Annotated in this window: 1 protein-coding gene; it reads right to left on the bottom strand. The window is 74.5% G+C overall.

What is annotated here, in order from left to right; all coding sequences use genetic code 11:
* Nucleotides 1–2,562, bottom strand: a 2,562-nt coding sequence (locus tag BM339_RS47290; RefSeq protein ID WP_143118913.1) for a non-ribosomal peptide synthetase, incomplete at both ends; no start/stop codon positions are given.

The raw sequence follows: 2,562 nt of genomic DNA, 5'->3' as shown, positions 1-2,562 counted from the left end.
GATGTGATGCACCACCAGCACCAGCACATGCTCATCCGGCCCCACACCGAACAACCACGCCCGCACCGGCACCTCGACCGACAGATCGAAGGCGTAGGCGCTCGCCTCGGCCACGGCGCCGGCGAGCATCTCCGGGGCGACCTCGGCGGCCGTCAGGCTCCACGGCAGCTCGTCCAGGCGCATGACCCGCTGGTACGGCTCACCGTCGGCCACCGGGAACACCGTCCGCAGCGACTCGTGCCGCCCGATCACGTCCCGCAGCGCCTCACCGAGCGCCGCCCGGTCCAGCGCTCCGGTCAGCCGGAGCACCGCGGGGCTGTTGTAGGTCGGGCTCGGGCCCTCCATCTGCCCGAGGAACCACAGCCGGCGCTGCGCGTAGGACAGCGGCACCCGCTCAGGGCGCGCGCCCGCGACCAGCGCCGCACGTGCCCGGCCGGACGCGGAGAGGCGGGCGGCCAGGCCCGCCGGTGTCGGCGCCTCGAACAGCGCCCGGATCTCCACCTCGACGCCCAGCAGGGCGCGAACCCGGCTGACCAGGCGTGTCGCCAGCAGTGAATGCCCGCCCAGCTCGAAGAAGTCGTCCTCGACGCCGACACCGTCCAGGCCGAGCACCTCGGCGAACGCCTGGCAGAGGATCTCCTCGTGCGGGCCGGCGGGCTCCCGGCCGGCGCCCGCGCTCGCCGCGCGGCCGGGTGCGGGCAGCGCGGCGCGGTCGAGCTTGCCGTTGGCGGTCAGCGGCAACGCCTCCAGCGGCACCACCGCCGACGGCACCATGTAGTCGGGCAGTCGCTCCGTGGCGAGCGCCCGCAGTTCCGCTTCGCCGGCGGTGCCGACCACGTAGGCGACGAGGCGCTCGTCACGCACGACCACGGCGACGTCGGTCACACCCTCGTGCCTCGCCAGGACGGCCCGCACCTCGCCCGGCTCCACGCGGAACCCGCGGATCTTGACCTGGTCGTCGACCCGGCCGGCGAACACCAGCTCCCCGCCCGCCGTCCAGCGCGCCAGGTCCCCGGTCCGGTACATGCGGCCGCCGAACGGGCACGCCACGAACCGTTCCGCCGTCGGGCCCGGGCGACCCACGTAGCCGCGCGCCAGCTGCGCGCCCGCGACATAGAGCTCCCCGGCCACACCGACCGGAACCGGCTGCAGCCGCTCGTCCAGCACGTACAGGCGCGTGTTGGCCACCGGCGTGCCGATCGGCACCGCACCGGACGCCGCCGCCTGCGGCGACAGCCGCGCCGTCGCGACGCCGATCGTGGTCTCGGTCGGGCCGTAGTGGTTGAACACGCCCCGGTCACCCGCGGCCGCCAGCAACCCGGCGACGAGCTCGGCCGACGCCGCCTCGCCGCCCAGCACCAGGGCCCGTCCGGGCATCACACCGGCACCGAGCGCCGCCACATGCGACGGCACGGCCTTGACGAAGTCGATCCGCTGCTCGGTCAGGTAGTCCCGTACCGCCACCGCGTCGGTCACCACGTCGTCGGCCGGAATGTGCAGCCGGCCCCCCGATACCAGGCTGGCGAACACCACCGTGTTCCCCAGGTCCGTCGCCTGCCCCTGCAACACCGCGGACCGGCCGCCGTCGAACCCCACACGCGCGGGCACGGTGGCCACGTAGTTGGCCAGGCCGCCGTGGGTGACCGCCACGCCCTTGGGACGGCCCGTCGACCCGGACGTATAGATCACGTACGCCGCGTTCGCCGGCGCCACCCGTACCGCCGGCGCCGTCTCGGCCTGCAACGCCACCAGCGGATCGTCGACGCTCACCCAGCGGTGCCGGCCCGCGGGCAGCTCGTCCATGATCCGCCCGCTGGTGATCGTCATCACCGCGCCGCTGTCGGCCAGGGCGAAGGCGATCCTGTCGAGGGGCTGCTTCGGATCCACCGGCACGTAGGCCGCCCCGGCCTTCCACACCCCGAGGATCGCCGTGACCATCTCGGCCCCGCGGGGCAGGCACACCCCGACCACCGACTCGGCCCCGACGCCCTGGCCGCGCAGGAAGTTCGCCAGCCGGTTCGCCCGCGCCTCCAGCTCCGCGTAGGAGACCTCGGCGCCGTCGGCGACCACCGCCACCGCGTCCGGGGCCCGCTCCACCTGGGCCTCGAACGACTCCGGCACCGACGGCATCGGCACCTCGGCCGCGGTGTCGTTCCACTCCACCAGCACCCTGCGCCGCTCGGCCGGGTCCAGGAGATCGACCGCGCCCACCGGCACCGACGGATCGGCGGCCACCGCCGAGAGCACCCGCACGAAGCAGTCCACGATCCGCTCGACCGAGCCCGCCTCGAACAGGTCCGCCGCCGCCGTCACCACACCCCACAGGCCGGCCGGGGCGCCCTCGGCGTCGAACTTCTCGCCCACCATCACGTCGAGGTCGAACTTGGCCGCCGGACGTGCGGTCGGGACGTGCTCGCTCACGAGCCCCGGCAGCGCCAGCACCGCCTCGGCCGTGTCATGCATGGTCAGGACGACCTGGAAGAGCGGATGCCGGGCCAGCGAACGCGCCGGAGCCAGCTCCTCCACCAGCCGCTCGAACGGCACATCCTGGTGCGCGTACGC

The organism is Actinomadura madurae (assembly GCF_900115095.1).
In the GTDB taxonomy this organism is placed as follows: Bacteria; Actinomycetota; Actinomycetes; order Streptosporangiales; family Streptosporangiaceae; genus Spirillospora; species Spirillospora madurae.
Note: the sequence above shows the minus strand (reverse complement) of the source record. Positions and strands in the feature narration are given on the sequence as shown.